At 57.7% G+C, this 23830-nt stretch carries 23 protein-coding genes; 13 read left to right on the top strand and 10 right to left on the bottom strand.

Annotation, left to right across the window (positions count from 1 at the left end):
• Window positions 1-58: 58 nt before the first annotated feature.
• Window positions 59-1441, top strand: coding sequence for a sodium-dependent transporter (locus ACESMK_RS12075; protein ID WP_372998800.1), 1383 nt, complete (start codon window positions 59-61; stop codon window positions 1439-1441).
• Between the two features lie 140 nt (window positions 1442-1581).
• On the opposite strand, the gene ACESMK_RS12070 is transcribed toward ACESMK_RS12075, so the two are convergent.
• Together ACESMK_RS12070 and ACESMK_RS12065 are read right to left on the bottom strand one after the other, a co-directional pair.
• Window positions 1582-2550, bottom strand: a complete 969-nt coding sequence (locus ACESMK_RS12070) for a M23 family metallopeptidase (protein ID WP_372998797.1) — start codon at window positions 2548-2550, stop codon at window positions 1582-1584.
• Window positions 2550-3410, bottom strand: coding sequence for a DUF6544 family protein (locus ACESMK_RS12065; protein WP_372998794.1), 861 nt, complete (start codon window positions 3408-3410; stop codon window positions 2550-2552). Before ACESMK_RS12065 ends, ACESMK_RS12070 begins: the two co-directional genes overlap by 1 nt.
• A gap of 106 nt (window positions 3411-3516) precedes the next feature.
• Here ACESMK_RS12065 and ACESMK_RS12060 point away from each other — a divergent pair, with 106 nt between their 5' ends.
• Window positions 3517-4371 (top strand): PA4780 family RIO1-like protein kinase, encoded by an 855-nt coding sequence (locus tag ACESMK_RS12060; protein ID WP_372998791.1) that lies wholly within the window; start codon window positions 3517-3519, stop codon window positions 4369-4371.
• An 18-nt stretch (window positions 4372-4389) separates the two neighbouring features.
• On the opposite strand, the gene ACESMK_RS12055 is transcribed toward ACESMK_RS12060, so the two are convergent.
• The 3 genes from ACESMK_RS12055 to ACESMK_RS12045 form a co-directional block, all read right to left on the bottom strand.
• Entirely contained in the window at window positions 4390-4860 is a 471-nt protein-coding gene (locus ACESMK_RS12055; RefSeq protein ID WP_372998788.1) for a MaoC family dehydratase, read from the bottom strand.
• Between the two features lie 37 nt (window positions 4861-4897).
• Window positions 4898-5959, bottom strand: coding sequence for a GGDEF domain-containing protein (locus ACESMK_RS12050; RefSeq protein WP_372998785.1), 1062 nt, complete (start codon window positions 5957-5959; stop codon window positions 4898-4900).
• A 92-nt stretch (window positions 5960-6051) separates the two neighbouring features.
• The gene (locus ACESMK_RS12045) at window positions 6052-6723 is read right to left on the bottom strand and encodes an SDR family oxidoreductase (protein ID WP_372998781.1); all 672 of its coding nucleotides are present in this window, start codon (window positions 6721-6723) and stop codon (window positions 6052-6054) included.
• Window positions 6724-6869: 146 nt separating this feature from the next.
• Between ACESMK_RS12045 and ACESMK_RS12040 the strand changes: the two genes are divergently transcribed.
• From ACESMK_RS12040 to ACESMK_RS12030, 3 genes are all read left to right on the top strand, one after another.
• Window positions 6870-7688 carry a zinc-dependent peptidase gene (locus ACESMK_RS12040; RefSeq protein WP_372998778.1) on the top strand — a complete coding sequence of 273 codons (819 nt, stop codon included), beginning with the start codon at window positions 6870-6872 and terminating at the stop codon, window positions 7686-7688.
• Window positions 7689-7758: 70 nt separating this feature from the next.
• Complete coding sequence (locus tag ACESMK_RS12035; RefSeq protein WP_008176045.1) at window positions 7759-7935, top strand: DUF2897 family protein; 177 nt, start codon at window positions 7759-7761, stop codon at window positions 7933-7935.
• Between the two features lie 128 nt (window positions 7936-8063).
• Complete coding sequence (locus ACESMK_RS12030) at window positions 8064-10082, top strand: oleate hydratase (RefSeq protein WP_372998775.1); 2019 nt, start codon at window positions 8064-8066, stop codon at window positions 10080-10082.
• 8 nt (window positions 10083-10090) lie between these two features.
• Here ACESMK_RS12030 and ACESMK_RS12025 read toward each other — a convergent pair whose 3' ends face one another.
• Together ACESMK_RS12025 and ACESMK_RS12020 are read right to left on the bottom strand one after the other, a co-directional pair.
• Window positions 10091-10603: a copper chaperone PCu(A)C gene (locus ACESMK_RS12025; protein WP_372998771.1), complete on the bottom strand. Its 513-nt coding sequence runs from the start codon at window positions 10601-10603 to the stop codon at window positions 10091-10093.
• A 95-nt stretch (window positions 10604-10698) separates the two neighbouring features.
• Window positions 10699-12975 carry a putative bifunctional diguanylate cyclase/phosphodiesterase gene (locus tag ACESMK_RS12020; RefSeq protein WP_372998768.1) on the bottom strand — a complete coding sequence of 759 codons (2277 nt, stop codon included), beginning with the start codon at window positions 12973-12975 and terminating at the stop codon, window positions 10699-10701.
• A gap of 227 nt (window positions 12976-13202) precedes the next feature.
• Between ACESMK_RS12020 and ACESMK_RS12015 the strand changes: the two genes are divergently transcribed.
• Window positions 13203-13922 (top strand): tellurite resistance TerB family protein, encoded by a 720-nt coding sequence (locus tag ACESMK_RS12015; RefSeq protein ID WP_372998765.1) that lies wholly within the window; start codon window positions 13203-13205, stop codon window positions 13920-13922.
• Between the two features lie 3 nt (window positions 13923-13925).
• Here the strand turns inward: ACESMK_RS12015 and ACESMK_RS12010 are convergent, their stop codons facing one another.
• Both ACESMK_RS12010 and ACESMK_RS12005 read right to left on the bottom strand, forming a co-directional pair.
• Window positions 13926-14264 (bottom strand): zinc ribbon domain-containing protein YjdM, encoded by a 339-nt coding sequence (locus tag ACESMK_RS12010; RefSeq protein ID WP_372998762.1) that lies wholly within the window; start codon window positions 14262-14264, stop codon window positions 13926-13928.
• A gap of 40 nt (window positions 14265-14304) precedes the next feature.
• On the bottom strand, window positions 14305-14877 hold the full coding sequence (locus ACESMK_RS12005; RefSeq protein ID WP_372998759.1) for a histidine phosphatase family protein: 573 nt from the start codon (window positions 14875-14877) through the stop codon (window positions 14305-14307).
• Window positions 14878-15039: 162 nt separating this feature from the next.
• Between ACESMK_RS12005 and ACESMK_RS12000 the strand changes: the two genes are divergently transcribed.
• The 7 genes from ACESMK_RS12000 to ACESMK_RS11970 all read left to right on the top strand — a co-directional run bounded on the left by ACESMK_RS12000 (window position 15040) and on the right by ACESMK_RS11970 (window position 23365).
• Window positions 15040-15492, top strand: coding sequence for a YaiI/YqxD family protein (locus ACESMK_RS12000; RefSeq protein ID WP_372998756.1), 453 nt, complete (start codon window positions 15040-15042; stop codon window positions 15490-15492).
• 102 nt (window positions 15493-15594) lie between these two features.
• Window positions 15595-17397 carry an ABC transporter ATP-binding protein gene (locus ACESMK_RS11995; protein WP_372998753.1) on the top strand — a complete coding sequence of 601 codons (1803 nt, stop codon included), beginning with the start codon at window positions 15595-15597 and terminating at the stop codon, window positions 17395-17397.
• A 68-nt stretch (window positions 17398-17465) separates the two neighbouring features.
• A complete protein-coding gene (locus tag ACESMK_RS11990; RefSeq protein ID WP_372998750.1) occupies window positions 17466-18239 on the top strand; it encodes an ABC transporter ATP-binding protein in 774 nt (257 codons plus the stop codon).
• 31 nt (window positions 18240-18270) lie between these two features.
• Window positions 18271-19164: an ABC transporter substrate-binding protein gene (locus ACESMK_RS11985; protein ID WP_372998957.1), complete on the top strand. Its 894-nt coding sequence runs from the start codon at window positions 18271-18273 to the stop codon at window positions 19162-19164.
• Entirely contained in the window at window positions 19154-21184 is a 2031-nt protein-coding gene (gene fhuB / locus ACESMK_RS11980) for a Fe(3+)-hydroxamate ABC transporter permease FhuB (protein ID WP_372998747.1), read from the top strand. Before ACESMK_RS11985 ends, fhuB begins: the two co-directional genes overlap by 11 nt.
• Window positions 21171-21992, top strand: coding sequence for a (2Fe-2S)-binding protein (locus tag ACESMK_RS11975; protein ID WP_372998744.1), 822 nt, complete (start codon window positions 21171-21173; stop codon window positions 21990-21992). Before fhuB ends, ACESMK_RS11975 begins: the two co-directional genes overlap by 14 nt.
• A 251-nt stretch (window positions 21993-22243) precedes the next feature.
• Window positions 22244-23365: a PQQ-dependent sugar dehydrogenase gene (locus tag ACESMK_RS11970; protein ID WP_372998741.1), complete on the top strand. Its 1122-nt coding sequence runs from the start codon at window positions 22244-22246 to the stop codon at window positions 23363-23365.
• Here ACESMK_RS11970 and ACESMK_RS11965 read toward each other — a convergent pair.
• Window positions 23359-23772: a GFA family protein gene (locus ACESMK_RS11965; protein ID WP_372998738.1), complete on the bottom strand. Its 414-nt coding sequence runs from the start codon at window positions 23770-23772 to the stop codon at window positions 23359-23361. The genes ACESMK_RS11970 and ACESMK_RS11965 overlap by 7 nt on opposite strands.
• Window positions 23773-23830 lie beyond the last annotated feature (58 nt).

Genomic DNA, 23830 nt, shown 5'->3' with positions numbered 1-23830 from the left:
TTCCAAGTACACGACCAAAACCAATCAATCCGACAAAAACAATTAGCCGGAGAGAAGAATGAGTGAGAGTACCCAACCACACCAGCAGGCCAGTAACCTCTGGTCTTCACGGATGGCCTTTATCCTGGCCGCAGCCGGTTCGGCAGTCGGCCTCGGAAACATCTGGAAGTTTCCCTACATTACCGGAGAAAACGGCGGCGGCGCCTTCGTTCTGATATACCTCGCATGCATCTTCCTGATCGGCGTGCCGGTCCTGATCGCCGAGACCATGATCGGTCGCCGTGGCGGCCAGAGTCCCGTGGCGACCATGCGCACCCTGACCGAGACCGAAGGCACTGCCAGGGGCTGGAGAGCGATCGGCTGGAATGGCGTTATCGCCTCATTCCTGGTGTTATCTTTCTACGCCGTGATTGGCGGCTGGGCTCTGGTCTATATTGGCAAGGCTGCAACCGGCCTGTTTACCGGTGCAGACGCCGAAGCCATTGGCGGTCAGTTTGGCGGCCTGTTGGCCAGCCCCTGGGAACTGCTGATGTGGCATTCCTTCTTCATGGCCATCGTTGTGTTCATCGTTGGCAGGGGCATTCGCTCCGGGCTTGAGAAGGCCGTCAACATGCTGATGCCACTGTTGTTTTTGCTGCTGATCGTGATGGTCATCTACGCCATGAACAGCGGCAGCTTTGGCCAGGCGGTAAGTTTCATGTTCGCTCCCGATTTCAGCAAGCTGACCACCGCCGGCGTGCTGACAGCCCTGGGCCATGCCGCCTTTACCCTGAGCATCGGCATTGGCGTTCTCATGGCTTACGGCTCCTATCTGCCCAAGAACGTCAACATTGCAAGAACCGCCATGACGATCGGGATTCTGGACACCAGCGTGGCACTGCTGGCAGGCCTCGCGATCTTTCCGCTGGTATTTGCCAACGGTCTGGAACCGGGCGCGGGCCCCGGCCTGATTTTCGTCACCCTGCCACTGGCCTTTGGCCAGATGAGCGGCGGTGCGCTGTTCGGCACCATTTTCTTTGCCCTGCTGCTGGTGGCCGCCATCACCTCGGCCATATCCATGCTGGAACCGGTGGTAGAGTGGCTGGAGGAACACAAAGGCGTCAGCCGGGCGAAAAGCGCACTTGGTGGTGGTCTGGCGATCTGGTTTATCGGCATCGGGACTGTGTTGTCATTCAACCTCTGGGACAGCGTACACCCTCTCGGTTTCATCCCGTTCTTCGAGGGCAAGACGGTGTTCGATCTGCTCGATTTCCTCGTCTCCAACCTGATGATGCCCCTTGGCGGACTTGCCATTGCGTTGTTCGCCGGCTGGGCGATGAAACGTGAGGGCCTGCCGGCCGACATTGGTCTGCAGGGAAGCAGCTACACGGCGTTTATGTTCGTACTCAGGTATTTAACGCCTGCCGGTATCGCCGTGGTGTTCCTTTACAACCTGGTGTGAAGGTAATCCGGCACCCTTGACCGCAAAAGCCCGGTGAACTTCACCGGGCTTTTGCGAAAGGCTTCATATTCTGCACTCTAACGGGGCCAATATCGTCAGGCATAGTGATGTGTCGGTGTTCGTTGTTCGGCAGGGCGGAATTATCGGGCAGCAGGCTCTGCAATCTGGATCCTGTCATTCCTCACGGGAAACCCACCATTGATGGTCAGTGTCAGTGGCTCACCTCCAAACGCTGCGGGCTCCGGCAGGCCCCGTTGGGCGTGTAGATGCAGATGGGGCTCTGAACTGTTACCGGAGTTTCCCATTTCTCCCAGAAAGTCGCCAACAGCCAACCGGTCACCAGCAGAGACCGCTACGCTGCCTTTCTTCAGATGGGCCAAAATCACGAAGAACTGACCGCAATTGATCGCCACATAATTTCCCGCCATATGATCGCGATCCATCACCGGAACCGGCATGTCCTCCCGGCCATCGACAACTTTTGCGATCTCGCCATCGCAGGGCGCCAACACCGGGGTTCCGAACGTTGTATAGCGGGCCGGATCGGAAGGCAGCCAACCATTTTTGTGGATGCCCAACGGCGAAATCCGGAAAATATCCAGGGCCCGGCTTTGTCCCTGCCAGGCTCTGAAACGCTCAACCGATGTATCCAGAGTGTTCAGATGCACATTCACCATGACGTTGGACCCGCCATGGGCCACCAGATAGGTGCCAGGCCCGAACGGCGGTGCGATGTCGACAGTTTCAACCGCCGGCAAACTCCGCCCCTGATAAGCCATATACGCCATGTACCCGCCAAGACAGCCAAGCCCGAACCCAAGAAGAACAAGCAAGGTCTGCCCGGCTGAGACTCGCCAGAAGCCGTCACCCTTGAACCGTCCCTGCCAGAGATGAAACACCATAATGAGCGCGAAAACCCCGTAATAGATATACGGCACCCAGTACGGGGGCATGGTCCAGAGGGCGGCCAGACCAAGACCAATGAGCACTGCTGCAACCGACAGACCCTGCACGCCAAGTGCAAGCAATCCCCTGGAAGGGAACCGTGCCAACCATACCAACAGGAGAACTGGCAGGGCGATTTGGGTGAGCATGACCATAAGCGACATCAGTCGCTACTTCCGGTAACACTGGATCGAGGAAACTCTATGTTGCTGATCTCACCGATGAAGAACGGAAAATAATCGTCCGTGGCAAAGAAATTCCCTGCTTCCACGCGGGTCGGCAAGATAAAGCCCTCGAACTCCCGAAACTCTGACAGGTAGCCGCCAAAAGGCTGCAGACGATGGACTTTTTCTGCATTCGCGTTGCTCCAGCGGTCGAAGCTTACCTGCAGGGGACGACCGTCTTCAGCCACGACAACATCCACCGCCTGCTCCATACCCTCGTGGCGGACAATCACCCTGGCCGTATTTACATCCACGAGCTTCCACGCAACTCCTGGCCCTGGCAGCAGCGCTGCTGGCGTCCAGAACACCGCCTCTGCCACATACCGGCCGAATGCCGAGCGTGTGTAATCCGGATCGCCGCCCATCCGGGCCACCGGGAGCAATCCCATCAACCAGAACCGCGTCCACTGCTCGGTGTCTGAGCCGGAAATCTGGAGCAGTCCACGGCTGGCGCTCATTTTCCAGATAAACCCTTCGGGCATGGCCAGCATCTGGGTGGCCTGCATATCCATGTAATCGGGCGACTGCCGATTGCCCATGCCGAATTTTCCGGTCATGGATATCCGGGCCACGGTATAAAGCGGAGTACCGGGCTGAATGGTGTACCGGAAGTACCGCCGGGCGGGCTCTGGCAGCCCCTCGAGTTGAGTAAGATCAAAACGCTGCGGTGACACCGGCTGCAGGGACGCCAACCTCGCCATGGCGGCATGGTCTGCAGCGTGGTCAGTCTGGCGCCAGAACCACAGAGCGACGGTGGCCGCAACCACCAGAATCAACAGAATCAGGAAAAAGATTTTCATGTAAGCTATGCTCCGTAGCAGCCATTGTCCCCGCGCTGCCCATACCCGGCCTTGTTCCAGATCAACGAACGTGGTTGGCACGCTCACCGTCAGTCTGAAAGGTTTTATGAAAGTACCGAAAAGATTACAACCGCTTGTCGATGACGGCATGGTGGATGAAGTGCTCTACCAGCTTATGAGCGGCAAGGAAGCACAGGTTTATGTGGTGCGCTGTGGCGACCAGACACGTTGCGCCAAGGTTTTCAAGGAAGCCTCCAAGCGAAGCTTCAAGCAGGCGGTGGAATACCAGGAAGGCCGAAAGGTCCGTAACAGCCGACGGGCCCGGGCCATGAGCAAGAAAACCAAATACGGCCAGAAGGAGCAGGAAGATGCCTGGCTCAACGCCGAGGTGGACGCGCTCTACCGCCTGGCGGCTGCCGGTGTCCGGGTTCCGGAACCACTGGGGTTCGTGGACGGTGTGCTGTTGATGGAGCTGGTGGCAGATGAAGATGGCAAGGCCGCACCACGGCTGGACGATGTCACCCTTTCCCCGGAGCAGGCCCGCGACTTCCACAGCCAGGTTATCCGTGAAGTGGTCCGCATGCTTAGCGCAGGGCTTATCCATGGGGATCTGTCAGAGTTTAACGTTCTGGTCGATGCCAACGGACCGGTCATCATTGACCTCCCCCAGGCGGTCAATGCGTCTGGCAATAACAATGCGGAACGCATGCTGGAACGCGACGTCGACAATATGCGCCGGTATTTCGGCCGTTTTGCCCCGGAGCTGTTAAATACCGATTATGGCAAGGAGATCTGGGCGCTCTACGAATCAGGCAACCTGCACCCGGACAGCAAACTCACCGGCTGCTTCCAGTATGATGATACCGCCGCCGACGTCGACGAACTGATGGAAATCATCGACGCTGCAAAAGAAGAGGAGTGGGAGCGACAGGAACGCATGAGGGATGCTGAAGAGGACTGAAGCACGGACGGATCCGGGTCAGCGGGAAGGTATCGTTTTCTGTTCGCTGACCATCGCTGACATGACCTCCCTCTCCTTCGGCCCCGGCAGCACTCCCGTTAGCCAGGCTTCGATGACCGGTTCACCGTGCTGATTCGAGAGCACCGCCTCTGCCCGGGCCCTGTTCCGCTCATCCACGTCGGTAATGGTGAATACGCAGGTGACGGTGTCGCCAAAATACACCGGCCGACGGAAGCGGAAATTCATCCCGGACGCCAGCCAGCCAATCTGACCGCCCACTTCCGTGATCATTCCACCAACCAACAGGCCATGGCAGATCCTGCCCTGGAGGTTCTTGGCTTGTGCGAACTCGTCGCTGTAATGCACCGGGTTGTGATCGCGACTGATTTCACCGAAGTGCAGGGTCTCTTCTTCAGTGAAGGTTCGAACCAGGGTAAAGGAATCCCCGGCTTTCAGGCCGGCAATGGCTCTCTTTCGAATATCAGGCATCGGCAGGACTCATCGTAACTAACCCGTTATCTATCACTCAGGTGGCTTCCAGCTCTACCCGATTCCGGCCTCCGGTTTTACCGCGGTAAAGAGCCTCATCGGCTCGACTGACCGCTGTACTCAGATCGTCGCCAGCACGCAGTTCGCTTACCCCGATGCTGATCGTGACATCCGCTTCACCGCCAATGATCGCGCCCCAGTCCATGGCCAAAAAAGCCCGTCGTATCCGCTCGGCACTTGCCTGTGCCTTGCCGGAATCCGTATCAGGAAGGATGGCAAGGAATTCCTCTCCACCCCACCTGCCGATCAGATCCTGAGCCCGCAACTCCTCACGAATCACATCGGCCACAAAACCCAGAACCCGGTCGCCGGTCTCGTGGCCATATCGGTCATTGATCGATTTGAAGTGATCGACATCCAGCAGGAGAAAGCCAACCGGATGACCACTGCGCTTGAACCGGGCCAGTTCTTTTTCAGCGAGGTAGGTCATATGGCGACGGTTGAAAAGGCCAGTCAGAGAGTCCGTTGTTGCCATTTCCCGAAGTTTTCGCTGGGCCGTTACTACCATTCTGAGGTAGTAGGAAGCCAGGTAACTGAACATGGCAAACACCACGCTCAGGTTAAACAGATGGACGATCTGCAGAGCCGTTTGAGGAATGGGCTGCAGCGGCTCAATATTCCACATCAAGACATCCAGCGCGATGTAGTAGCCCCAGAGCGCCAACAGTGCATAGATCGCCCATTTCCGGGATGCGGAAACACAGATCGCCGGTATGAACATCAGCAGGTAATAGTGGAAACCGCTCTCCCAGCCAATAAGAACGATGCCGAGGCCGGCATGGCCCAGTACCTCTGACCAGATCAGTGCGACCGCAACCCTGTTCCTGTGATACTTGAGCGCGTAATAGGCTCCGGCATACATGGCCACACTCACCACGTTCACCCATGCCAGTATCGGCGAACCCAGGGCGTGGAAGAGAAAGAAAAAGATAACGTCCACAGCCCCGGCAATCTGGGCACACCGCATGGCCAGACGCCAGAATTGCGGCCTGCGCTCCCTCGCGGGCTCATAATTCACTGGAGCAGTCGCTCTTTTCATAGACGGCAGAATTCCTTTTTAGGTAACAAGAATACTCGTTAATTCGGAATCCTGCTGCCCGACATTGCAAACAAATGAAAATGATTTCAGCGTCACCAGGGCAGTTCTTCGCCATTGCTGTGCCAGAACGACCCTGTGTTTTCCAGGTTCAGGGCATCAATACGTTCAGCCAGCCCCCTCGCCGATTCCTCAGGCGTGATCAACCCGCCAAAATTCACCATACGGGTTTGAACATAGCCAGGATGCAATTGGGCCACGGCAATACCGCGGGGCTTGAGGTCCATGGCCAGCGACTTGCCAAACGCATTGAGCGCCGCCTTTGACGCCCTGTAGCCGTAGCGGCCGCCGGAGTCATTGTCAGCAATAGAGCCCATCCGGCTGGTGATGTTGGCGATTTTCCCTCCAGAGGGGATTTTTTCGAACAAGGCTTCAGCCACTCTCAAGGGAGCATAGGCATTGATCTCCATCTGGGTGCGGATGGAATCGAAATCGATACTGCCCAACTTCTCGTCCTGCAGCAGACCGGCATTGTTGATCAACAGATCGATACGCTCGCCCTCCAGACCGGCCACAAGCTTGGCCACGCCCTCATCGGTCGTCACGTCGACGCTCTCGATAATCCGCTTGGCAATCGCTTCCAGCTCCGGCGAGGCCTCCCGACACACACCGATGACCGAACAGCCGCGACCCGCATACAGCCGGGCAAGCTCCAGACCAATGCCCCGGTTTGCCCCGGTAATCACTACAACGGAATTCTCTGGCATATCAGCCTCCTCGACGGTGAGTACAGTTCATGCAGCTTCACATCCCCTGCCTTCAAGAACAACCAGCAATACGGAACCTGCCTGCTTGCAGATGCAATTTTTCTGTAAGATAACGGGTAATTCAATCAACGGTCGCTCGGAGCAGCATGTCAGCAGCACTTGTTTTCGCAATATTCGCAGTGACCCTGATCGCGGCCACCGTTTTCTACCTCTTCTTTTACCGCAACTGGCGAAGAGAACGGGAACTGAGAGCCCCTTTTCCGGCACCCTGGAGGCGACACCTTGAGTCCAGCGTGCCCCTTTACCGAAAACTTTCCGAGCCGCTGAAGCAGGCATTGGAGCAGCGGGTGCAACTGTTTCTCTCCGAGAAAGAATTCTACGGCTGCGACGGCTTTGAAGTGGATGACAAGGTGCGGGTCACCATCGCCGGTCATGCCTGTTTGCTGATTCTTGCCCGCCCGTATTCGGATTTTGATGAGGTAAGCAGCATTCTGGTCTATCCCGACGCCTATCATGTCAGGGACATTGAAAGCGACGGAATGGTTGTCAGCGAGAGTAATGAAATCCGGGCCGGCGAGGCTTCAAGCCGGGGCCAGGTGGTGCTGGCCTGGAAGGAATGTGAAGAGGCCGCCGGAAACCCGCACAGCAGCCACAACGTGATACTCCATGAATTTGCCCACCAACTGGACTATCTCGACGGCACCGCGGATGGGGCACCACCCCTGCATGGAGAGCAGGCAAGGCACTGGCAAAGTTCGATGACAAAGGCCTACGAAGACCTGAGGCACTCTTTGCAGCATCACCATAAACCGTGGCTTGACCCCTATGGCGCAACCGAACCGGCGGAATTTTTCGCCGTGCTGACCGAAGCGTTTTTCCAGCAACCGGGCCACCTTCAACAAGAACAACCAGAGGTTTACAAGGCCCTGAAGGGCTATTACAGGCTGGATCCGATGAATCTGTGAATACCGGTTGTGGTCTGCAATTGTTCTGGTCCACTATAAGGGGAATCCAATAGCCGAGGGAGACAGGTCTATGCCACTCATTGGTTGGGTATTCCTATTACTCGCTATCGCTCTGGTCGTTGGCAGCCTTCTGATGCTGCGGGACAGTGCGAACAAATTCCCGATCTCCGATGAAAAAATGCGGAAAATCCAGGCGCGGAAAGCGGAAGTAGAGGCGGAGGAAAGCGCCGAAGACAGGGAATCGTAGCAATCTGCTCCTGCCTCCCCCGTGAATTTCTGGTGACGATTCAAGCCCCTTTGATGTGTGTCACCCGGAATTCCTGCCCGTCCAGCATACTGTATGGATAGTTCCCCCCAAGGAAAGGAGATTCCTGAATGGCCAGATCCAATCTCACCAGAAAGCCCGGCTCAAAACTCGCGCCTCATATTGAAGCACTGAGAAAGCAGAGCGTCGATGTGGCACCCGACGCCTCATCGAGGCACCTTCACAACGGGATCGACACTCCCCTGCCCCCGGCAGACCTGCACGGAAGCTATACCAACAACCGACCACTTCCGACAGACGGTATCGCAGAGCGCCGGGCGTGGATTATCGGTGGCGGTATTGCGGGCCTGTCTGCGGCCTTTTTTCTCATTCGCGACGGCCACATGCCTGCTGGCAATATCACCTTTCTCGAGGAGCAGGACATAGAGGGTGGTTCGCTGGATGGCGCTGGTAATGCCGAGGACGGATATATCGTCCGTGGCGGTCGTGAAATGGAGATGACCTACCAGAACTTCTGGGATGTTTTCTCGGAAATACCCGCGCTCGAACTCCCTGCCCCGTTCACCGTGCTTGATGAGTATCGCATCGTGAACGACGCCGACAAGAACTGGTCGAAAGCCAGGCTCCTGGAAAACCAGGGACAGATCAAAGACTTCTCCACCATGGATCTTACCAGGCGCCAGCAGCTTGAGATCATCCGGCTGCTATTGGCCCGGAAAGAGGACCTTGACGACATCACGGTTGAGCAATGGTTCAGTGAGGGTTTTCTGAGCACCAATTTCTACACTTTCTGGCGCACCATGTTCGCGTTTCAGAACTGGCACTCGGTGCTTGAAATGAAGCTCTACATGCATCGTTTCCTGCATCTGATGGACGGACTGAACGACATGACGTCTCTGGTTTTCCCGAAATATAACCAGTACGACAGCTTCGTCAGGCCTCTCATGCAATGGCTCAAGGACCAGGGTGTGAATATCCAGTACGACATGACCGTGACGGATCTGGATATGGAGAGCGGGGATGGCACCAGAACCGTCAAGACCATCCAGTGCCACAGTGCAGACGGGGACAAGACCTTCAATGTCGGCGCACGTGATCTGGTGTTCGTCACAACCGGATCCATGACCGAGGATACCGCTTACGGCGACGACGACAATGCCCCGAGGTTGAAAGATAATGACAAGGCCGGCCAAGGGTCAGGCTGGCAACTCTGGAGGAATCTGGCCGAGAAATCCGACGTCTTCGGCCGGCCAGACAAATTCTGTGGAGACATACCCCGCTCAACCTGGGAATCAGTGACGCTTACCTGTAAACCCTCACCTTTGATGGAAAAGCTCAAAGAGCTGTCAGTTAATGACCCTTATTCCGGGTTCACGGCTACTGGCGGAATTGTCACCTTTACAGATTCCGCCTGGCTGATGAGCTTCACCTGCAACCGTCAGCCACACTTCCCCGATCAGCCCGACGACGTGATTGTGTTGTGGACCTATGCTTTGTTGATGGATAAACCCGGCGATTACGTCAACAAGACGATGCCCGAGTGTACCGGCAAAGAAGTGTTGGTTGAGTTGTGCTACCACCTGGGCCTGAAGGACCAGATAGACGAAATACTGGCTGCCACCAAAACCCGCATCGCGTTGATGCCCTACATCACGTCTCAGTTCATGCCAAGGGCCAAAGGCGACCGTCCTCAAGTGGTGCCTTCAGGCTGCACCAATCTCGCCTGCATCGGGCAGTTCGTGGAGACTCATAACGACGTTGTGTTCACACTGGAAAGCTCGGTGCGGACCGCCCGCATTGGGGCTTACAGCCTTCTGGGCATCAAAAAACAGGTGCCCGATATTTATCCGGGACAATACGACATACGGCGTTTGCTGCGGGCAACCAGAACCCTTAACAGCAACGACGCGTTTCTGGGTGAGGGTATTCTGCGCCGACTGTTGGGCGGCACTTACTTTGAAAATATTCTGCCACTTGGCCCTGATGAAGCCCCGGCCGATCTGCACAAAGCCGGGCTGTTCGAAACCCAGTTACAGGCGATCCGCCAGTTGGTGGAAGAAAACCACACCCTCGACGAGGCCAAAGGGTGGGTTCAGGGCGTCCTTGACAAGCTTCGCGGACGAAACTGAGTCGACGCTCAGTGGCCGCTGTGATCCATGGAATGACCAGAATGATTCTCCTTCTGGTCGTTCATCATGGTTTGCCCGTCCAGCGGCGCAACATTCAGCTCAACCTGCATCTCTTCCATACCCTCAAAGCTCAGGGTCAGCGGAATGCTCTCACCCTCGCGCAGCGGGCTTTTCAGTTTTTCCAGCATCAGGTGAAAGCTGTGTGGTTTCAGCTCCACAGTTTCCCCTGCCGGAATGGTTAACCCACCTTTGACGGGCTGCATTCGCATGACGCCGTCGTGCATGCTGGTTTCATGAATAGAGACATGACCCGCTCTGGGCGTTTCTGCACCAACCAGGGTAATATCGCTGCTTCCACTGTTGGAAATTTTCATATACCCCACCCCCATGGGTGTACCAGGCGGGGTGGGCCGACTCCACGGGTGATCAACCGTGACCGAACCCTGACTGTAATCATGGGCAAGAGCTGTCGGGGCAACCAGGGCCAGCGCCAGCACAAATATGCTCAGGCAGTACTTCATGTCCGGTGTTCCTTGTCGATGATGTAAGGGTAAAGGATAGAAAGACAGACCCAGGGATCCAAGCTTTTCGATGCGACGAATGGTCGCAGAGGGGTTCAGCCAGCGACGGTCAAAGCCGGATTTGCTTTAAGGCTGTCCAGGGCTTGAGGCCGACTGAAGTAATACCCCTGAAAGCGTCGACAGCCCATTTCTGTCAGGGCCCGGGCCTGAGCTTCTTCTTCAACACCTTCTGCCACCAGTTCCATGTTATGGCTCTGTGCGATAGCGATGATACTGCGAATCATATTCGCCGCTTTCTCGTCTTCCAGAATGGTGTCAACGAAGCTCTTGTCGATTTTCAATTCGTCAAGCGGCAGCTTGCGCAAAAGGCTCAACGAGGAGTAACCGGTGCCGAAATCATCCATCGAGATTCGAATACCGTGTTCACGCAATCGTTCGATTGTTTTCAACACCTTATCAAAATCGCTCATGAACAGACTTTCGGTGATCTCCAGGACCAGCTCAGCGGGCGACACATCATGCACCTTCAGAGCCTCAAGCACTGTGTCGACAAAGTCCGGCTGGCGAAACTGGATAACCGAGATATTGATAGCCAGATCTATGGATCGACCAGTGATTTCGCGAAGCAGACTGAATTCCCGGATACTGGTCTCGACAACAAACCGCCCCAGAGGAACCATCAGACCACTTTTCTCGGCAACCTCAACAAACTCCGCCGGCGAAACGAACCCGAGTTCTTCGTCCTGCCACCGCACGAGCGCTTCCAGACCAACCGTTGCCTGGGCCCGATCCACCTGAGGCTGGTACACCATATACAGGGAACCGGATGCGAGGCCGTATCTGAGGCGCTGTTCGACCGACAGCCTGCGAAGGTAGGCCATTTCCATCTCGGCCCGGTATGTGCAGACGTCGTTGCGGCTTTGCTTTGCCTCGTAAAGCGCAAGATGGGCACTGCGTATGACTTTGCTGAGAGAATCACCGTGATCGGGGAAGCGGGCCACGCCAATGCTCGCCGTCACCTGCAACCTCAATCGACCCACATCGAAGGTACGGGACAGGTCGCCTGCCAGCGCTACACAGCCTTGTTCAACGTCCTCAAGGTTGGTATTGGGAGTCACAATGGCGAACTCATCGCCGCCGAGGCGGGCGAGATCATCCCTGCTCTCAACAAGCTCGGCCAGTCGCCGACTGAACTCCAGAAGGGTTTGATCTCCGGTTTCCAGCCCGAATCGATCATTGATGCCCTTGAAGTTGTCTATATTGACGACCACCAGACAAAAAGGCTTCCTGTCTGGTAAGAGGTCTTCAAGCCGGCCCAGCAATCCATTGCGATTCAACAGTCCGGTCAGATCATCGTGCCTGGAAAGGTAAGAAAGTTCCTGACGCCGCTTTTTCTCGGCATTATCGATGATCCGGAATCCCTTGTAGAAAACCATCCCGACCACCAGGAATACGAGGAGGTATTGCATCAGGGATTCGAGAAACGCCCGGTATAACGGGGCAAACCGGGTCTCTGAGATCGTCCACAACTGATAGCGCTTGTTGAAAATAGCGGCAGTCAGATAATCCTCCCCCCGACGATTGGTTCGGATAACCACTGATTCGCGCCCCTGCATGACCTCCTCCATGCTGAGGCCGAGGTCTTTCTCATAAGCTGCCCGGTTTTTGTCCCGTTGATCGATCGGCACCTGAATACGAGAATACTGTTGCGGACCAATCTCGTCAGCCGACATGAACTGAACATAGCCGTCTGCCTCACGGAATAGCATCACCGTGTCAGAGGGGCCGTCGTGCAAGGTCTTCCCAAACACCGAATCACGGCCATCAAGCCGCATTCCCGCTGTCATGACGGCAATCACGTCACCCGTCCCGGACCGTATCGCTTTCCGGATTGGTATTACCCAGGCGCCCAGGGCACCTACGAAATAAGTCCGCCCCACGACCATTGCTTCAGAAGAGAGAGCTTCCAGGAAACTCTCACGGGTTTCGGGATCGGTTCTGAGATTTGGAAGGCTCGACAGATCGAGATTGGAGCTGACACGCACCAGCGTGCCATCAGGCCTCGCCAGCCCGAAGCCTACGAGCACCGGATTGGCTGCGAGGATGCTATCCAGGAAAGGAATCTGCCGGCTAGCGGACAGCATATCGTCCTGATTCAGCAACTCGCGGCCGATAACATCAAGAACAAGCTCCTGAGTTCGCAGAATGCTATCAACGGACTGTGCAACCAGCTCAACACGAGCAGTCTGGTAGAGCTTCTCGTCCGAAATCAGCCCCTGCCACCGAAAAAACAGCAGGCTACATACAAGTACCACGCCACCCAGGATGATAAGAGCAAAGAGTGTCCACAGGTTGCGTTTGAGAATCGCCAAAAGCAGTTCCAGGAATTCAGGAGGTTTAAAGACAACTTTGGATCAGTATACGGGAGAGGCTACAAACCGCATTACTATTTCCCCCTTAATTTAACCCTGGTCATTTTCCAAGGAACTTAATGCGTCGATTCATGACAACAGAGTAATTCCAGGCCCACCAATAGCGAAAACACCCGGTGGTATAGTCTGAAAAGCCGAACGGCAATCGATATGACAGGAGTGTGTCTATGAACGTGATGTCTGTACTGAACCAGGTCATGAAACAGGCCCAGGGAAGTCAGGCCCAGGGTGGGGGCATGGACGTCAACAAAATGGTGAACAGCCTTGGCAGCCAATTCAAAGGCGGCCAGGGTTCCGGTTCAGGTATCGACGTGAAGAGCCTGCTGGGCGGCGGCGCCCTGGGTATGATGCTGGGGTCAAAGCGTGGACGGAAGATGGGCGGCAAGGCCCTGAAATACGGCGCCCTTGCCGGCGTGGGCGTGTTGGCGTGGAAGGCATATCAGAACTACCAGAGCAACAGTCAGACTCCGGCCCAGCCGGCAACAGCGCAACAGGGCCAACCATTGGAGCAACTCCAAGGGCAGGCGCAGGAACAACGGGGACTGGAAATACTCCAGGCCATGATCATGGCGGCCCGTGCTGACGGCCACATCGACGCCAACGAGCGCGCCCTTCTCACCCAGGAAATCGAAAAACTGGGTCCGGATGATGAACTCCACGCCTGGATCCAACAGCAGTTCGACGCCCCGCTGGATGCATCTGCCCTGGCCCGCAATGCCGACTCGCCACAGGCAAGCCGGGAAATCTACATCGTCAGCGCAGTCATGATTGATGACCAGAACCCCATGGAACGGGCCTGGCTGGACCAACTGGCCAGCGCCCTGCAACTCGACCCGGGCCTTGCCAGGGAACTCGAGCAACAGATTCAGAGTGCTACAACCGGGTAAAAGTCAGGCTTTCTTGACGAATTCCGATTTAAGTTTCATGGCGCCAATACCGTCGATCTTGCAGTCGATATCGTGATCGCCTTCAACCAGGCGGATACTCTTCACCTTGGTGCCAACTTTAACCACGGAACTGGAGCCCTTGACCTTCAGATCCTTGATAACAGTCACCGAATCGCCATCCTGAAGCTCATTGCCGTTGGCGTCGCGAATCACCTTCGCGGCGTCAGCCGCCGCTGCCTCCGCCTCCGACCACTCATGCCCGCACTCGGGACATACCAGTTGAACACCGTCCTCATAGGTGTATTCAGAACTGCACTGGGGGCATGGGGGAAGCTGCGACATTATCATTTCCTGTTAATTGAATGGGTGCAGGATTATACCATCAACGACCGGGCGACACCCTCGCCAGAACCGTTGGCGTCTCGGACAGGGGCAAGGCAATGATCACGCCCTCATTGGACGATGGGAAAATATCGGTCAGAGCCGTAACATTCACCTGGTGCGATACCATGATCACCGGCGCTCCTTCCTCCAACTGATTCACCAGAGAAATCGTCTGCCGCGTCTGAGTCGGCCCGTCACCACGATTCCGGAAAAACGAATTCAGCGACGGCCACCCGGTCACCTCCCCCATATCCATCCCCGTGGCGGTATCCATACAGCGACACCACTGACTGCTGAACACCCGCGCCTCGGTAATACCATGCTCCGCCAGAAACGGCTTCCACGCCCGGGCCTGCTCCCGGCCGGTATCGTTCAAATTTCGCTGCGTGCTGCAATCATTAATATCAAAATTGCCCGGGTCCCCGGTCCCCGGCGCCAACGCGTGGCGCAGCATCAGCACAGCCCGTCCGTCTCTCAGGGCGTCCCAGGCTTCTTCGTTGTTATCGGCAGCCGACGCTGGTAGAAAAAACAGGAGGGCTAACAGACCTGAAAGCAGAATTCGAATAATCATCTCCAACACCTCTCATTAAAGGTTGCTGCAATCGCGGGTAAACCACGGATGCCTCCACCACTGACGTAGAACCACAATCCTAAATACGCGGATACCAACTACCAAGCTCACAACAACAAAAGGTAAACTCCCAGCAGAGCCAAGCCAAAAGAAGGAACCACCATGCCAATCTGGGTCGACGCCGACGCCTGCCCCGTCCCAATCCGGGAAATCCTCTGCCGCGCCGCCACCCGCTGGCAAATAGACACCACCTTCATCGCCAACCACGCCATCACCCTGCCCCCAAGCCCTTACATCAAGCGCCGACAGGTACCCCAGGGCTTCGATGTGGCCGACAACGAAATCATGGACCAGATGCACGAAGGCGACCTGGTGATCACTCAGGACATCCCCCTTGCCGCCGAAGCCATTGAAAAAGGCGCCGACGTCTTCAATCCCCGTGGCCAGGCCTTCACCAAAGAAAATATTCGCCAGCGCCTGGCCATGCGCAATTTCATGGAAGAAATGCGTAACGCCGGCCAGGTGACTGGAGGGCCCGCCCCATTCAGCCAGACCGACCGTAAGGAGTTCGCCGACAAGCTTGACCGCTGGCTGCAAAGAAACGCCCGCAGTTGATAATGATTCTATTTTAAAATCCAGACAGATCCGCTACCCTTCCCGCCTTACTGTTTGCAGGCTAACCATGGGCCTGCCTGATTCACGGGAGAGAAACGGAGTATGTCCTCACACAGCCACAAAACCACCAGCAGTTTTTCTGCCCTCGCCCGCCTGCTCAGATACGCCCGGGGATATCGCCGACAGATCATCGCCGCCACCACCTGTTCCATCTTCAACAAACTGTTCGATATTGCCCCGGAAATCCTCATAGGCGTTGCCATTGATGTGGTCGTCAACCAGGAAGAGAGCTTTGTGGCTGGCCTGGGTTTTGAAACCGCTCAGGAACAGATCACCATACTGGCCGTACTCACCTTCTTTATCTGGGCCGGTGAATCCCTGTTTGAGTATCTGTTCCAGATCCTCTGGCGCAACCTGGCCCAGCGCCTGCAGTCGGACTTGCGGCAGGATGCCTACGAACACGCCCAGCGCCTGGATATGAGCTTCTTCGAAGCCCGTAGCTCCGGTCAGCTGGTGGCCACCATGAATGACGACGTAAACCAGCTCGAGCGCTTCCTTGATGGCGGAGCCAACGCGATGATTCAGGTGCTGGTGACCGTCGTCGCCGTAGGTGCTGTATTCTTCGTGCTCTCGCCGCTCATTGCGCTGCTGGCATTCACGCCCATTCCCCTGATCATCTGGGGCGCCTTTTACTTCCAGCGCAAAGCCGGGCCACTGTATGCCGACGTTCGTGAAAAAGTGGGCGACCTGTCCAGCCGGCTGGCCAACAACCTGGGCGGCATCGCCACCATCAAGAGCTTTACCGCGGAACAGCGGGAGGCCAAGCGTCTGAAAGAGAGCAGCGAGGCCTACGTGGAGGCCAATCGACGGGCCATCCGAATCAGCTCCGCCTTTATCCCGGTCATCCGGATGGCCATCCTGGCCGGCTTCCTGGCCACCTTTACGGTCGGCGGCATGATGGCGCTCGAGGGCAGCCTGAACGTGGGGGCCTACGGTGTGCTGGTGTTCCTGACCCAACGCCTGCTCTGGCCCCTGACTGGGCTTGCCGAAGTCATTGACCTGTTTGAACGTGCCATGGCCAGCACCCGTCGGATTCTGGACCTCCTGGCCGAACCGGTGCACGTCCGTGACGAGGGAGGCAAGGATCTTCAGGAACCGGTGAAAGGCGATGTCGAGCTGAAAAAAGTAAGCTTTCACTATCCTTCCAGCGGCGCGGGCATCCGCGATATCAGCCTGACCGTGCCAGCGGGTAACACACTCGCGCTGGTCGGCGCGACCGGTTCCGGAAAATCGACCCTGATCAAGTTACTGCTCCGGTTCTACGACCCGAGCAACGGCGAAATCCGAATCGATGGCCAGCCTATTCGAGATCTCAGCCTGCAATCTCTGCGCGGCGCGATCGGGCTGGTGAGCCAGGATGTCTATCTGTTCGAGGGCACCATCCGGGAAAACCTCGCCTACGGCAACCCGGCTGCCAGCGACGCCGAGATAACCGAGGCAGCCAAAACCGCAGAAGCCTGGTCCTTCATCGACGCCCTGCCGGAGGGGCTGGATACACCGGTCGGCGAACGGGGCGTTCGACTGTCGGGAGGACAGCGCCAACGACTGTCCCTCGCGCGGGCGCTACTGAAAGACCCGCCCATTCTGGTCCTCGATGAGGCCACCAGTGCCGTGGACAACGAAACGGAAGCCGCCATCCAGCGGTCACTGAAGCGTATTGGCCACAACCGGACCGTCATTATGATTGCCCATCGACTCTCCACGATCGTTGATGCCGACTCCATTGCGGTAATCGAAGGCGGCAAGGTGCTGGAACAGGGAACACACCGGGAGCTGCTCGACCAGGACGGCGCCTACGCCAACCAGTGGCGGGTGCAGACCGGGCAGATACAGGCCGCCGTTTAACGCAATATATATTGATAGTGATTCGCATTTAAATTATCCTGCAGGCCCTCAGTCTTCCGGGAGCCTGCATGCCTGTTTTTTTTGACGTTTCCAGTCTCGATGTCCGCATCGGCGACACCACCATACTTCAGAACCTGAACCTCGGTTTCGTTGAAGGTGAAGTGACGGCCCTGCTCGGGCATAACGGCTCCGGCAAGTCCACCCTGCTCAAGGTGCTTGCCCGGCAGCTTGCACCGTCTTCTGGCGAAGTACAGCTTCTGGGCAAATCCTTCCAGAGCACAGGTGCACGGGAGTTTGCCCGCAATGTGGGCTACCTGCCCCAGCATCCGCCGGGAACCGACGGTTTGACCGTTCGCGAGCTGGTTGCCCTGGGTCGCTATCCCTGGCGCGGGCCGCTGGGCCGTTATGACGACGAAGACCATCGGTTGATTGACCAGGCTATTGAAGACACTGGTCTCAGCCTGCTCCGGAATCGTTCCGTCGACACGCTCTCGGGTGGTGAACGCCAACGTGCCTGGATCGCCATGCTGCTGGCCCAACAGACCCGATGCCTGCTGCTGGATGAGCCCATATCGGCCCTCGATGTAAAACACCAGGTCGAAACCCTTCGCCTCGTCCATCGTCTCGCAGAGCAGCGAGACCTGACGGTTGTGGTGGTGCTGCACGATGTGGATCTGGCGGCAAGATTTTGCGACCGTCTGGTCGCCCTTAAATCCGGTCAGCTCGTCGCCGATGGCAGCCCCCGGGACATCATGGACTCCGGCATCCTGGAATCCATTTATGGCGTGCCCATGGGCGTAATGGAGCGGGCTCCCGGACAGTGGGTATCGTATGTTCACTAGGTTTGAATGCATTTGGCGACACGTCGTGGCAATGCTGCTGAGCCTGCTGCCTGTCTTTGCCAGCGCGGCAAGCTGGCAACATGAACAGGGGACCCTCACCCTCGATAAAACGCCGGAACGGGTGATTGCTCTCAACTGGGCAGCTACCGAGGCGCTCTTGTTGCTGGGGATTACACCAATCGGCGTTGCTGATCGCGACGGCTATAACGCATGGGTCAAAGAACCGAAACTTCCTGAGGGGGTCGCCAATATCGGCACTCGGGTGGCGCCGAGCCTCGAAGCCATTGCCGAACTCAAGCCGGACCTGATCGTCACCAGCTCCGAGATGGCGCCTGCCGCCAACCTGCTGGGGCGCATTGCGCCCACGTACGTTGTCAGCGTTTACAAGCAGGGCTCACGGCCGTTCAGGAAGGCCCGCGACATGTTGACCACGCTCGGAGACATGCTGGATCGAGAGGAACGCGCCGAAGCTGTTCTCGATGATATTTACCAGACCCTCCAGAAACAGCGTCGTCGTCTGGAAAACGCCGGCCTTACGGACCGACCGGTGGCGCTGGTGAACTTTCTGGACGACCGCCACGTTCGTGTCTATGCACCTAATGGTCTCTTCCAGAGTGCCCTCGACGCCCTTGGCCTTGAAAATGCGTGGCCCTATTCCGGGAACTACTGGGGCTTTTCGGTCGTCGGGCTTGAAGCACTCGCTCCGTATCAGGAAAGCCGGATTGTCGTGATTTCTCCGACTTTGCCGGGGCTGTCGGACACCCTCGCCAACAGCCCTTTCTGGACCTATCTGCCACCAGTTCAGCGCGAGCAGGTTTACCAGATTGATCCGGTCTGGCCGTTCGGCGGGGTCTTCCCGGTCAAGCGACTGGCGACATTACTTGCCGATGGTCTGCTGGACGGAGGCTCAGACAATGTACGCTGAATCCGCAAACAGCCCGGCCGCTCAACCATCCCTGCCAGCAAGACTACCAGTGGCTGCAGCGCTGATCTGGTGTGGCGCGTTTCTCGCGAGCGCCGCGCCCTGGTTCGGTCAGCTCGAAACCGGTGCCCTGGTTACCGCCTTCTGGACGTTCGAGGCCAGCGATTACGCGTCGGTACTTGCCCACTACAGCTGGGCACCCCGTGTTGCCATTGCCATCCTCATTGGCTGCGGCCTGGGTCTCGCCGGAGCAGTAACCCAACAGATCCTCGGCAACCCCCTTGCCTCACCCACGACCCTGGGCGTGGAGGCCGGGGGCCAGTTCGGGGTAACCCTTGCGACCATGTTCTTTCCCGCCCTGCTGGCCTTCAGCCCGGACCTGGTAGCGGTATCCGGCGGCCTGCTGGCAATCGGGCTCGTGATCGCGCTGACCTGGCGTCTGGGCTTTTCCCCGGTCACTGTGATTCTCGCAGGACTTGTCGTCACCTTTTTCCTGGGTGCCGTGAACATGGCGTTCCTGTTGCTCAAGGGGGAATGGTTGGGAAACCTGTTTATCTGGGGCGCGGGCTCTCTGGTCCAGAATAACTGGCAACCTTTCATGGAGCTCTGGCCCCGGGTGCTGGTGCTGGGGGTATGCATGGTGCTGTTGATGCGCCCTCTGCAGGTCATGCAACTTGGGCAGACGTCCGCCCGGTCCCTCGGTGCCAAAGTCGGTCTGATTCGCGTGCTGGCTCTGTTGCTGGTGGTTTTGATGAGCGCCACCGTGGTGAGCCGGGTCGGTGTCGTGGCCTTCATCGGTCTTGCGGCACCGGTGCTGGCAAGACTGCTGGGCGCCCGTACCCTGGCTGAGCGCCTGATCTGGAGCAGTCTCCTGGGCGCGGGTCTGCTGTTACTGGCGGACACCCTCGCCCACTGGGCATCCACCTGGGGCGACGGGTCTCTGGTGCCCACCGGCACGACCACCGCCCTGATCGGTGGACCTATTATTCTGCTGGCTCTGCAGGGCCTGAAAAATACCCATCATATGCCCGGGCAGGATGACAATCCCGCCGGTTTCCTGCCCAGACGACGCTCCACTTTTGTGATTGGAGGCGCTATCGCAACGCTCCTTCTGATCACCATCGGCGTCTCCATGGGTTGGTCTCCCGGACTGAACGAATGGCGTTGGACGCCGCTGGACCAATGGAACGACGCCTGGGTCTGGCGCGGCCCAAGATTACTGGCTGCCATTCTTGCTGGCATGGCCCTGGGTCTTTCGGGAACGCTGATCCAGCGAATGACCGGCAACCCTATGGCCAGCCCTGAAATGCTCGGGATCAGCGGGGGCGCAGCGGTGGTCATGGTCCTGATTGTTCTGTTCGGCGCCGACATTGGCCGGGTCGGGCAGCTGGGCGCGGCCACCCTGGGCGCTGCAGCGGCGTTGGGTTTGCTGATTATGCTCGCCCGCAAACACCGGTTTGCCGGGAACCAGCTTCTTCTTGGTGGACTCGCACTCTACGTCTTCATGGATGCAGGCCTTCGCCTGGTCATGGCTTCCGGTGGCACGGTCGCTTCGCAGCTGCTCAACTGGATGTACGGGTCCACCTGGCTGGTCTCGGAAACCGAGGCTTTGGGGTTGCTGGTGCTGATTGTGCTGATTTCGGTCGGTTTATTGGTGATTATCCGGCCCCTGAGCCTTCTTCCATTGGGTGAAACCTCGGCCAGCTCACTGGGCTTACCGGTGGCGAAAGTCCGCCTGCTGTTACTTCTGTTGGCGGCGCTGCTGACCGCCTCTGCGACGGTTGTGATCGGCCCGCTGAGTTTTGTTGGCCTTATCGCCCCCCACCTGGCCCGTGTTCTGGGTCAGCAGACGGTAGGGCGGCAGCTCATTGTCGCTGCCCTTGCCGGTGGCTTGCTGCTCGGAGTCGCCGACTACCTGTCCAGAATTGTTGTTTACCCCAACCAGCTTCCGGCGGGGCTTCTGGCCGCCCTGGTCGGTGGCCTGTACTTCCTCTGGGGGTTAAGTCGCCATGGCAGAGCCTGATTGCAAGCCCGGCGAGGGCCCATGGGCCCGAGCGTACAGCCGCCTCCTGGGCCTTTCGGGTCTGGACCGGCAATTGGTTCTCAATCAGGCCCTGCAACCTTCAGCAGGGCACCCACGCGGACTGATCTCCCTGGCCCAGTGCCTGGAGCAGCCATCCTTGCTGCTCCGACAGGTTGGCATCGACCATCCCAACACCTCCGGCCCCAGAGCGGTGCGCGCCCTCCTCTCCGTGCTGCAGCAGGACCTCGCCCTCAGCGTGATCGCTCCGCTCACTCTGCAGCTGTTCCGCGACGGCCACGCCCCTTTGCCCAACGCCAGCCAGATCTTTCTTGCCCCGGCGGAAGAACTGGGGCAAACAGCATCACGATGGTTCCAGGCGCCTGAGGCGACGCAAGTTGATGAGAAGACCTTTGTTACGTCGGTAGGAGGAATCACAGCGGAGTGGTATCCGGTGTTCCGGCACCAGTTGGGAGTCAGCCCCGGCGCTTACTGGAGCAGTATCGGTCTGGGATTGGGGGCGCCATTTTCAGCCGTCTGGAATCTGGCCGAACCAGACGCGCTCTGCCAGTTGGCGCAAGGCTGGCTGGAGCAGTTTCAGAACGATGCAAACCAGTTCATCGACTGGATTCCGGCGGTGTTCGGAGGGCAGCCCACGGCCATCCCACAACGCAAGGGGTGCTGCCTGAAATACCTCTTGCCGGAAGGCGGTTACTGCGGCACCTGTGGTGTGCATCGCAAGGAACGACTCGCCGCACTCAGGCCCCAACGGCGGACGACAACGCCAGGCCAATGGCAACCAGGCCGATAAAGACACCGGCGCCTGCTGCCAGTTTAAGACCTTCAATCATTTCCTGTTCGGGTGCCATTCCCTTTCTCCCGTTTGAAGTGAGTTAACACTCACAACTTTAATGCGAATTATTATCGTTTGTAAATAACGGGAGTTGATCCGTAATTTATTGGTCACCCTATATTCTGATAGCCGGAGGCATCTCCTCGGCGAAGCCTGTTTCAACTGCTACTCTGAATAGCTAAATGGCACTGCTAGGAACGGAGGTTTCAATGACGATCACCAAGCACCTGGCCCTGACAGGCGGTTTATTGCTGATTGCCCTTTCCGGCATGGCAAGCCAGAACTTCTCCTCCGATAAAGCAGATTTCCGACTGGAGACCGTAGCAGAGGATCTGAAACACCCCTGGAGCCTGGCGTTCATACCGGATGGTTCCATGCTGGTAACAGAACGCGAAGGACAGCTGCGCATGATCCGGGACGGCGCGTTGGTGGAGGAACCCATCCGCGGTGTACCCGAGCTTGTGGTATCCGGACAGGGCGGGCTTCTGGACGTTATTCTGCACCCGGACTTTGAACAGAATCAGGTGCTGTTCCTGAGCTACGCCCATCGAAACAGCGACGGCATGACGACCCGGGTAGCACGGGCCCGACTGGAAGATAAACGCCTTGCCGATGTTGAAGTGATTTTCGAAGCCCTGCCCCGCTCAAGCGGCGGCCGACACTTTGCAGGCCGCATGGAATTCGACCAGGACGGCAACCTCTACGTGGCGGTTGGCGACCGTGGAGATATGGATCGCGCCCAGAACGACGCCGACGACGCTGGAGGCGTACACCGAATCACAACCGACGGCGCCCCCGCGCCGGGCAACCCGTTCCTGGACACCAGCGGCGTCAACGAAACCTTCTATACAACCGGCAACCGCAATATCCAGGGCATGACCATCCACCCGGAAACCGGCGAGATCTGGAGTCATGAGCATGGTCCCCGAGGTGGCGATGAAATCAACATCATCCGGGCCGGCACAGATTACGGCTGGCCGACAATAACCTACGGTATCGACTACTCCGGCCTGCCCATCACTGACAAAACCGAGAAGGAAGGCATGGCCCAGCCACTGCATTATTGGGACCCATCCATTGCGCCCTCTGGCATGGCGTTCTATACCGGCAACCGGTTCCCGCAGTGGCAAGGGGATCTTTTTGTGGGGGCACTCAAGATGCGCAAGCTGGTTCGCCTGAGCATTCACGATGGTGAAGTGACCGAAGAGGAAGATTTGCTGACCGATCTCGGCGAACGCATCCGCGATGTGCGCATGGGTCCCGACGGCGCCCTGTGGTTGCTGACAGATTCACCGCGGGGCAAGGTGTACCGGATGGTGCCAGATCAGTGAGGGTCGTTGGTTCGCTCGGTTTTCTCGAACTGGGGCAGTTCGTCGGTAATCTCGAACCAGTCGGATTTTGAGCCAACAAACACATGCTGGGACGGGCCCTTGTCCAGGGGTTCATTGATGCAGCCGATCCGCAGTCGGAGAATCCCGGGTATGGCATCAACACGGCTGTAAAGCTGGCTGCCGCAACGGCTGCAGAAACCGCGGTACTTGCCGGGACGTGATTCGAACTCGGTAACCCTGTCTTCGCCGGATACCCACCGGAACCGCACTTTTTGCACCGGTGCGCTGGCTGAAAACGCGCTGCCGTGGGCACGCCGGCACTGGCTGCAGTGGCACAGGGCCACCGGGCCCAGAGGGCCATCGTATTCGAAACTGATATCGCCACACAGGCAACGACCGGTGTACATGGTCCGGGCCTCACTTCTTGAGTTGACAGGGTCGTTCAGGGGCGATGATAACCGGGGG

Source organism: Marinobacter sp. (assembly GCF_041687235.1).
In the GTDB taxonomy this organism is placed as follows: Bacteria; Pseudomonadota; Gammaproteobacteria; order Pseudomonadales; family Oleiphilaceae; genus Marinobacter.
Note: the sequence above shows the minus strand (reverse complement) of the source record. Positions and strands in the feature narration are given on the sequence as shown.

What these genes read in the sequence shown, in the direction of transcription:
- ACESMK_RS12065 (WP_372998794.1), bottom strand. Translation starts at nt 3,410, where the DNA reads ATGAAAATCTTTTTCCTGATTCTGTTGATTCTGGTGGTTGCGGCCACC.
- ACESMK_RS12070 (WP_372998797.1), bottom strand. Translation starts at nt 2,550, where the DNA reads ATGTCGCTTATGGTCATGCTCACCCAAATCGCCCTGCCAGTTCTCCTG.
- ACESMK_RS12060 (WP_372998791.1), top strand. Translation starts at nt 3,517, where the DNA reads ATGAAAGTACCGAAAAGATTACAACCGCTTGTCGATGACGGCATGGTG.
- ACESMK_RS12005 (WP_372998759.1), bottom strand. Translation starts at nt 14,877, where the DNA reads ATGATTATTCGAATTCTGCTTTCAGGTCTGTTAGCCCTCCTGTTTTTT.
- ACESMK_RS12025 (WP_372998771.1), bottom strand. Translation starts at nt 10,603, where the DNA reads ATGAAGTACTGCCTGAGCATATTTGTGCTGGCGCTGGCCCTGGTTGCC.
- ACESMK_RS11985 (WP_372998957.1), top strand. Translation starts at nt 18,271, where the DNA reads ATGCTGCTGAGCCTGCTGCCTGTCTTTGCCAGCGCGGCAAGCTGGCAA.
- ACESMK_RS11970 (WP_372998741.1), top strand. Translation starts at nt 22,244, where the DNA reads ATGACGATCACCAAGCACCTGGCCCTGACAGGCGGTTTATTGCTGATT.
- ACESMK_RS12000 (WP_372998756.1), top strand. Translation starts at nt 15,040, where the DNA reads ATGCCAATCTGGGTCGACGCCGACGCCTGCCCCGTCCCAATCCGGGAA.
- ACESMK_RS12050 (WP_372998785.1), bottom strand. Translation starts at nt 5,959, where the DNA reads ATGAAAAGAGCGACTGCTCCAGTGAATTATGAGCCCGCGAGGGAGCGC.
- ACESMK_RS11990 (WP_372998750.1), top strand. Translation starts at nt 17,466, where the DNA reads ATGCCTGTTTTTTTTGACGTTTCCAGTCTCGATGTCCGCATCGGCGAC.
- fhuB (WP_372998747.1), top strand. Translation starts at nt 19,154, where the DNA reads ATGTACGCTGAATCCGCAAACAGCCCGGCCGCTCAACCATCCCTGCCA.
- ACESMK_RS12045 (WP_372998781.1), bottom strand. Translation starts at nt 6,723, where the DNA reads ATGCCAGAGAATTCCGTTGTAGTGATTACCGGGGCAAACCGGGGCATT.
- ACESMK_RS12075 (WP_372998800.1), top strand. Translation starts at nt 59, where the DNA reads ATGAGTGAGAGTACCCAACCACACCAGCAGGCCAGTAACCTCTGGTCT.
- ACESMK_RS12040 (WP_372998778.1), top strand. Translation starts at nt 6,870, where the DNA reads ATGTCAGCAGCACTTGTTTTCGCAATATTCGCAGTGACCCTGATCGCG.
- ACESMK_RS12030 (WP_372998775.1), top strand. Translation starts at nt 8,064, where the DNA reads ATGGCCAGATCCAATCTCACCAGAAAGCCCGGCTCAAAACTCGCGCCT.
- ACESMK_RS12055 (WP_372998788.1), bottom strand. Translation starts at nt 4,860, where the DNA reads ATGCCTGATATTCGAAAGAGAGCCATTGCCGGCCTGAAAGCCGGGGAT.
- ACESMK_RS11995 (WP_372998753.1), top strand. Translation starts at nt 15,595, where the DNA reads ATGTCCTCACACAGCCACAAAACCACCAGCAGTTTTTCTGCCCTCGCC.
- ACESMK_RS12010 (WP_372998762.1), bottom strand. Translation starts at nt 14,264, where the DNA reads ATGTCGCAGCTTCCCCCATGCCCCCAGTGCAGTTCTGAATACACCTAT.
- ACESMK_RS12015 (WP_372998765.1), top strand. Translation starts at nt 13,203, where the DNA reads ATGAACGTGATGTCTGTACTGAACCAGGTCATGAAACAGGCCCAGGGA.
- ACESMK_RS11965 (WP_372998738.1), bottom strand. Translation starts at nt 23,772, where the DNA reads ATGTACACCGGTCGTTGCCTGTGTGGCGATATCAGTTTCGAATACGAT.
- ACESMK_RS12035 (WP_008176045.1), top strand. Translation starts at nt 7,759, where the DNA reads ATGCCACTCATTGGTTGGGTATTCCTATTACTCGCTATCGCTCTGGTC.
- ACESMK_RS11975 (WP_372998744.1), top strand. Translation starts at nt 21,171, where the DNA reads ATGGCAGAGCCTGATTGCAAGCCCGGCGAGGGCCCATGGGCCCGAGCG.